Genomic DNA, 7,575 nt, shown 5'->3' on the forward strand with positions numbered 1-7,575 from the left:
AGGATGAGTTTAAGTTATTGATTAATTGATTCATCTAAAATAACGTTTAGCAAAACACTGCAATGCTGTTGTCCCGATGGGTGAAGCGCATGGGGATTAGCAACAGCATTGAGAGATCCGCCGAAGGCGGAGAGCGTCGGTATTTTGCTAATTATATACAGCGCTGCCGAACTCACACTATTTTGTGACCTGCATCTTGATCGTTTGGACGATTGGTTTTCCTTCGCTTGAGGTTACGGAAATTCTCGCAAAGTATACACCACTCGGCAAATGTGAAGCATCAAACCGTGCAGTATAGAAGCCTGCAGATCTCGACTCATTGACAAGTGTCACAACCTCTTGACCAAGCACATTAAAAACTGACATCCTTACAGCGCCATCCGCTGGTAACTGATACTTAATTGTCGCTGAAGAATTGAAGGGATTGGGATAGTTTTGAGATAGCGCAAATTGTCCTGGGACGATCTTTGCCAAAGCCCCCTGTTCAGCCCAACCTTGACGGGAAAGTATCCCAAGGACTGAATAGGCGTAACTTGCATTTGTTGGAGTAGTTGGATAAAAACCATAACTAAAGAACTCATAATCTGAGATCTCCGGTATCCAGCGGTAATCTCCAACTTCGTAAACAAACGTACGGAGTGTTACACTATTCGTTGTAATGGTCCCTGCTACAGGTTCGCACCAACCCATTCCCCAAATTGCGTAATCTGGCCCTTGAATAGGTGAGTACCCTATCGTTGCAACGCCGCGTCCCCAAACAGAGGGAATAGATTCATAACTTTGGAATGTAACGTCTCGAAGGACCTCGTATGCCTTTACGTCATAAATACCATCCTGCAGCCCTGGAACACCATACATTGGCCTATCTAAGTACAACATCGGCGAATAAGGACCAAGATAAGTTGAGCCGCTCGCTGAATTTTGCTGCAGTGTGTACGGCGACCTCAAGTAATCCAATGCCTTTTTCGCATTGACGCGACCAGTACCATATTCAGGATCCCAACCTGCTGGACCTTTGTCATCAACCGATAGTTTAATGATGTTTTCGATGTCGTCGTTGTAAAGGTTAGGGTTGTAGCCTTTAAGGAGCGAAGCAATGCCGGCAACATGCGGAGCGGCCATGGAGGTGCCGTACATGTAGCCGTATGTGCTTGTTGGTATTGTTGAATAGATTCGACCTGAGTTCCAATCGCCTCCAGGAGCGGCAACGTCAACATAGTTTCTCTGAACCGTATATGATGCCGCGGCATCTCTGTCTGTTGTACCTGCCACGTTAATAATCCCGGCGCCATAAGCGTTTGGGTAATCCTCTGGGGAATATGTTGCGGCCATTGCGACCACCGAGGACACATTGTGTTTATAAGCATACACAAAGGCTTGTTTCAGAGTCACTGAAAAGGTATTGCTCCCCTGTCCCCAGCTGTTATTCGTAACGTGCGATCCTGAGTCCACTGCCGCTCTTACTGCAATTGCTTGGCTTGGAATATCACCCGCGATTGTTTGAGTATTGATCTGGGCATTCCAGTCCACACCAGCAACACCAGCGCTATTGTTTCCTTTCGCGGCCGCTATACCTGCTACGTGGGTAGCGTGATCAGAGATTGCGGTGTTGAAGTTGCCGCCGATGCGGTTGGCGAATTCTGGATGAGTGTTTTGAACTCTTCCCACGTCAACAATTCCTATCCTTACCGAAGAAGAACCCTGAAAGATATCCCAGGCATCTGTAGCTTTGATATCCGCGCCGGGTGTTCCCCCGGATTGGCCCGTATTTCGTAATGCCCACTGTAAACCAAAGTGCGTATCATTTGGAATAACAGCACGCATGCGCACGAGAGCATTCGGTTCTGCATAGAGAACCTGCGGTAACTGAATAAGGCGTGCAATCAGAGAATCGCGGTTCCGATTTGCTAGCAGCCGCAAGACAAAGATGCGCGATAGATTCATAGAGCCGACTGCTCAACCGTCAGGCGTTATCCGCAAAGTATCAGCTCTATTGAAGTCCGGAAAAGCCTTGCGAACACGATCTACTCCATGCTGAAGCAAAAGACTCCTGATTGCAGGTAAAACGAGCAGAAGCCTCTCCACGGTGGATTCCGAAATCGATTCCGGGATTTCCGGCGTCCCTCCTTCAAACATGACAATGACCTCTCTATCTACATCCGGATTCGGGACCTGAGCAAGAAGGCTTTCAAACGAATAAATGCCAAAGTAAAGCAAGTTGGCAATCAATAAAGCGAAGGACGTTCTTGATAACATTGTCGTATCTCCTTGGCCAGGATTAATTGTTGTGATTCGATGAATTATCCTATATTCTTCAAAGAAGAAGCCTCTTGACGTGCAATGCGTACTTAAGAATCGATTTTCCTGGCCAAGATTCTTCTTGAGACGCTGCCGCAAGAGGCTTTTCTATTTTTCAGTCATCTAATATGGAAATCACCTCCTATCACTTCTTTGGATGGTTAAAAGTAAGTTGTTGTTTTTCCCCTGTCTCGACATTCACCACCCAGATCGTTCCATTGGCATACGTCCAGTCGGTCCAGCTGTGATTCACATAGACAATCCGTCTTCCGACAGGACTCCACGAAAGCCAATCCGTTGTCCCTTCCGTTGTGAGCTGCTGAGGGTTCGAGCCGTCGGCATTCATCACCCAGATGTTTCCCAAACCATCGCCCAGCTTTGACCAAAACGCAATCTTTGTTCCACCTGCCCCGCCAATAGCGGGGTCCGGCGAGTAGCGGGGATAATAGTCCGTTGAGTTATTAAGCGTGAGCCTTTTGGGATTTGTACCATTAGAATCCATGCTGAAAATTTCTGATGAAAATGCACCAACTAGATACCTGATATGGGTAATCTTATTCCCGTTAGCTGACCAGTGTGGCATTCGAATTTCGCCTTGTGAAGGTTCATAGGTGATTCTACGTTTTTCTGATCCATCACGCCTCATCAACCAAATGAAGTTCATCCCATTTGGACTTTCTGAATTGGAATCATACGCAATCCACTCTCCATCTGGACTCCAGGCCGGGAAGAAGTTACGACCCTCAAACGTCAATTGAGTTACTGTCGTTGTGTCAAATGTCGTTCCCGTAAAACGCATCTTGAATATCTGTGCCCCTGCTCCGAAGACAATCGATTCACCATCCGGTGACCAAGAAACCATCTCCAGAAAGTATGGCAAAATGCGGCGTAGACTCGTTCCATCGGGATTGACCAACCAGTATCCGGAAGAATCCAAGTTCCACTCGTATTGTCCCTGACAATGTTCCCCATAGGGATAGGTAATTCGAACGAGCGGAAGATAATTGAATCCAATAAACTGTCCACTTGGATGCCAGACGGGCTCGCTATAAGGAGAGGGCGCTCCAATGCGGATAGGTGGGCAAGGCGGCTTGCCGTTGACGGGGTTGCCAGTGTCCTTGCAGGTGTTCAGGCAGAGCGCGAGCGTGAGCCATATGAAGTATCGAACAGAACGCATACGTTTGTTTCTTCTGTGGTGAAGCGCCCGCGAGGGCTTTTTCTTTCTTAACGATTCATACCCTAATACTGCATCACCAGGTTTCTTGTTCATGACCCATACTACTTTCTTGGAAGGTTAAAAGTAAGTTGTTGTTTTTCCCCTGTCTCGACATTCACCACCCAGATCGTTCCGTTGGCATACGTCCAATCGGTTGATTGATATCGTGTGTAAATTATCTTGCTGCCATCTGGCGACCAGCTAAATGGGAGGCCGAAATCACCATCAACTCCCCAAGTCGTAAGTTGTCGCCTGTTGTTTCCAGTTGAGTCCATTATCCAGATATTACTGTTCGACAAATATGCTATAGTTGTCACATGCGTCGAGTAGCGGGGATGGCGGTCTGTCCAATTATCTACCGTGAGCCTTCTTGGGCTTGCTCCACTGGAGTCCATCGTGAAGATTTCTGATGAAAAAGTCCCAACGAGATACCTGATGTGTACGATTCTGGCTCCCTCTGAAGACCAGTGTGGCATTCGAATTTCGCCTTGTGAAGGTTCATAGATGATTCTACGTTTTTCTGATCCATCACGCCTCATCAACCAAATGAAGTTCATCCCATTTGGACTTTCTGAATTGGAATCATATGCAATCCACTGTCCGTCAGGACTCCAGGCGGGGAAGAAGTTGCGGCCTTCAAAGGTAAGCTGTGTAAGGGTTGTTGTGTCAAACGTTGTCCCTGTAAAACGCATCTTGAAAATCTGCGCTCCCAAAACAAATGAAATCCACTTTCCATCCGGCGACCATGCGGGCGTCTGCAGAGTGTAAGGAAAAACCCTCTTCTTGTTGGTTCCATCCGAATTGATCAGCCAGAAGCCTGTTGAGTCTCCGTTAAAATGCTGTTGACCCCAGCAACCTTGTCCATAGGGATAACTAATGCTTACAAGCGGTGTGTGATTGAATCCGATGAATTTACCACTTGGATGCCAAATAGGACTGTCGTAAGCTGGCGCGGGCACAATGCCTGGCGCGTGTCCGCCACATGGTGGTTTACCATCGGTTGAGTTGGTAATATCTTTGCAACCTAAGAAGAGCAAGAAAACAGCGACAAGAGTCTTCAAAGAATGAACCAGAAGTTTAATGGGCATTACAATGTCCTTTCGATGTTTGCACTCATATTCGTTCAGCAGCGTTGCACATATCTCCCTTAAAAAAGAATTTCGTTTATTATAATTAAAATCGGCAGTTAAAATAACCGCTTCTCTATTGTTCAAATTTTTCTATAAAGAGTGAGACAAATCTGACGATAACTTAACAAAGCAATTCCATTTAGTCAATTGTGAAAGGTAAAATTTGGTAGTTCGGTTTAAGGGAGAAAGGCAGGGAGCGATCACAAAAGTACTTTTTTGATCCTTTGTGTCTTCGTGAATAGTGGCTGTGACTATTTATTTTGCCACTAAGACACTAAGACTCATAGTCCACAAAGATGAACCGTTAATTCAGTTATGAATAATAATCCTAACGTTTATCTTTTCCTTATTCGTATATCACCACCGAGAGTTGAGCACTCGACTTCAGGTCCGCCACTGTTTGCTGCGCCGATCAATGAAGAGGATTTCTTTTTTGTTACAGCGGTCATTGTTAAATCACACGAAACATCTCCGCCAAGTGAAGATAGATCAACATTACCTGCAAAATCGTAATCGACCTTAAGTGAAATATCTCCTCCGGAAGTTTTTAATTTTATTCCTTGATTTGAACCTGAGTAATCTACTCGAATGTCGCCGCCGCTTGTTGATGCACCTATTTTTCCATCCGCACATTGCAATGAAATATCCCCTCCAGATGTTGAAGTTGAAACATCCCCTTTGGATTCCTTTATAGAAATGTCGCCGCCAGAAGTGCTGCATTTGATCGGACCAGAGATACTCATCAACCGAATATCGCCGCCTGACGTTGAGGCATCGACTCTTCCAGAAACGTTTTGAACTCTAATATCTCCACCTGATGTGCTGAACTTTACTGCTCCATCTAAATTATCTAGAGATATATCCCCGCCTGAAGTTGAAGCTTTGCTGTTATATTTTTTCGGAATCACAATTTCATATCTCACTCTTGTGCTTTTCCAAAATGAAAGCCAGCTTGAAGTCGAGCTTTTACCTTCGACTTTAATTCCTTCTCCAGATTCCTCAATGGCGAATTTCATTTTGTCCCTTGCTCTATCGTTCCCGTAAATCTTTACTTGTACTTCGTTTCTATCCCACGAATTAATTCGCACATCTCCAGAGGCAGTTGAAAGATATAAATTCTTCCCTTCCTGAGTTTGAAGCGTCTTTTCTTTTATGAGTTCCATTTTGGGATCATCAGGATGATGGTTAAAACTTAAATGAATACATCCCATTAAATTTGTGTAAGTGAAAAACACTAATAGAAGAATTGATAAGCGCATTAAGTTTATTGTTGGTCTTGTAACTAATGTTTTCATTTTATCTCCTCTGACTTTTATTTTTAGACGAAGAACCACAGCATTTGTTACAGATATTTTGACTGAGTTATAAAAGATTTGACGCTAATTCAGCGAGTTCAGATCTTTCCCCTTTTTCGAGATTGATATGAGCATACAGTTTTTGTCCTTTAAAATGTTCAATCAGGTATGAAAGTCCATTCGATTCAGAATCAAGATATGGATGATCGATCTGATAAATATCCCCAGTAAATACAATTTTTGCTCCCTCGCCGACTCGTGTGATAATTGTTTTTATTTCATGCGGAGTGAGATTCTGGGCTTCGTCAACTATAAAGAAAATTCTTTGCAAGCTTCTGCCGCGGATGTATGTCAAAGGAGTGATTATCAGCTTTTCTTCCTTTATCATATTATTTATGAGTTGATAAGATTTATCATTCTCGGAGAACTGATCTTGGATTACTTTCAGATTATCCCACAACGGAAGCATGTATGGTTCGATTTTACTTTGAACATCGCCAGGCAGAAATCCGATATCTTTATTGCTTAACGGAACAACCGGGCGCGCGATGTAAATCTGTCTGTAATTTTTTTTGATTTGAAGCGCACAGGCAATCGCCAATAAAGTTTTTCCCGTGCCTGCTTTACCTGTGATTGTAACTAGTGGAATTGAATCGTCCGTTAGAGCGTCAACAGCGAATGTTTGTTCTGCATTTCGAGGCATGATTCCATAAGCTGGTTTTTTGTCCAATTTCGAAAACGTTTCCAGATTAAAATTTAGTGAAGTCAAAATCGAGCGAGAAGAATTCTTAAAAATAAAATATTTGTTCGCGACAGCATCAAGTTTGTATTCTTTAATTATTTTTCGGGCAGGAATTTCGTACGGTGGATGATATAATTGTACAATCAAATCATCATCGAAATTTTCTACCACTTCTTTTCCCCTATAAAGATCTTCGATGCTGCTGATTCTATCAGTTGTATAGTCTTCTGAAAAAACTCCAAGAGCTTTCGCCTTTGTCCGAAGATTTACGTCTTTTGTTACAAGAATTACTTGGCGGTTATCTTTGAATTTATTTTGCACATCTAAAACAGAACTCAGGATCCTGTGGTCAGGAGTATCTTCGCGAAACATTTCCTTAATTTCGTTATTGACGCCTTTACTTATCCAAATTGATATTTTTCCCTTCCTCTCCCAAGCGAAACTCCGCCGTCAAATAGTTCCGAGCCAGTAAGAGAATCCAATGTGCGAGCAAATTCGCGTGCATGTAAATTGATTGTATTGCTTCCTCTTTTAAATTGATCGAGTTCCTCAATTACAGTAAGTGGAATGATTATGTCATTCTCCTCAAACTGAAGCAGACAACTTGAGTCGTGAAGAATTACATTGGTATCGAGGACAAATATTTTTGGGGATTTTCGTTTTTTCATTTAAGACTTGGAATAGTTTGGAGAATTGATATTTTGATCGTTGTATCCGTATAACGCTAATGATTTCTTCCTAATAATAAGAATTTTTTGGAAAAGATTAAGAGGTAAGTTCATTTTAATTTTTGAGACAAAGTTTGGCAAAAACCTTAGTTCATTTAAGCTTTCCATCGATCAAACTGTTATCTTTGTTTTGTATTTTTTATAATTGATAATCTAATGAAACTAT

At 43.1% G+C, this 7,575-nt stretch carries 5 protein-coding genes and 1 pseudogene; all 6 read right to left on the reverse strand.

Annotated features, from left to right (window positions below; all coding sequences use genetic code 11):
- Positions 1-177: 177 nt before the first annotated feature.
- Complete coding sequence (locus tag FJ213_07575) at positions 178-1,944, reverse strand: T9SS type A sorting domain-containing protein (protein ID MBM4176017.1); 1,767 nt, start codon at positions 1,942-1,944, stop codon at positions 178-180.
- A gap of 12 nt (positions 1,945-1,956) precedes the next feature.
- Entirely contained in the window at positions 1,957-2,256 is a 300-nt protein-coding gene (locus FJ213_07580; GenBank protein MBM4176018.1) for a hypothetical protein, read from the reverse strand.
- A gap of 187 nt (positions 2,257-2,443) precedes the next feature.
- On the reverse strand, positions 2,444-3,568 hold the full coding sequence (locus FJ213_07585) for a hypothetical protein (GenBank protein ID MBM4176019.1): 1,125 nt from the start codon (positions 3,566-3,568) through the stop codon (positions 2,444-2,446).
- Positions 3,569-3,576: 8 nt separating this feature from the next.
- A complete protein-coding gene (locus FJ213_07590; protein ID MBM4176020.1) occupies positions 3,577-4,728 on the reverse strand; it encodes a hypothetical protein in 1,152 nt (383 codons plus the stop codon).
- A 251-nt stretch (positions 4,729-4,979) separates the two neighbouring features.
- On the reverse strand, positions 4,980-5,939 hold the full coding sequence (locus tag FJ213_07595; GenBank protein MBM4176021.1) for a DUF4097 domain-containing protein: 960 nt from the start codon (positions 5,937-5,939) through the stop codon (positions 4,980-4,982).
- A 67-nt stretch (positions 5,940-6,006) separates the two neighbouring features.
- A pseudogene (locus tag FJ213_07600) lies at positions 6,007-7,349 on the reverse strand (PhoH family protein).
- Positions 7,350-7,575 lie beyond the last annotated feature (226 nt).

The sequence above is a fragment of the Ignavibacteria bacterium genome, assembly GCA_016873845.1.
Taxonomy (GTDB): domain Bacteria; phylum Bacteroidota; class Ignavibacteria; order Ch128b; family Ch128b; genus JAHJVF01.

Excerpts from the sequence above, each read along its gene's own strand:
- FJ213_07575 (MBM4176017.1), bottom strand. The coding sequence starts at position 1,944 with ATGAATCTATCGCGCATCTTTGTCTTGCGGCTGCTAGCAAATCGGAAC.
- FJ213_07580 (MBM4176018.1), bottom strand. The coding sequence starts at position 2,256 with ATGTTATCAAGAACGTCCTTCGCTTTATTGATTGCCAACTTGCTTTAC.
- FJ213_07585 (MBM4176019.1), bottom strand. The coding sequence starts at position 3,568 with ATGAACAAGAAACCTGGTGATGCAGTATTAGGGTATGAATCGTTAAGA.
- FJ213_07595 (MBM4176021.1), bottom strand. The coding sequence starts at position 5,939 with ATGAAAACATTAGTTACAAGACCAACAATAAACTTAATGCGCTTATCA.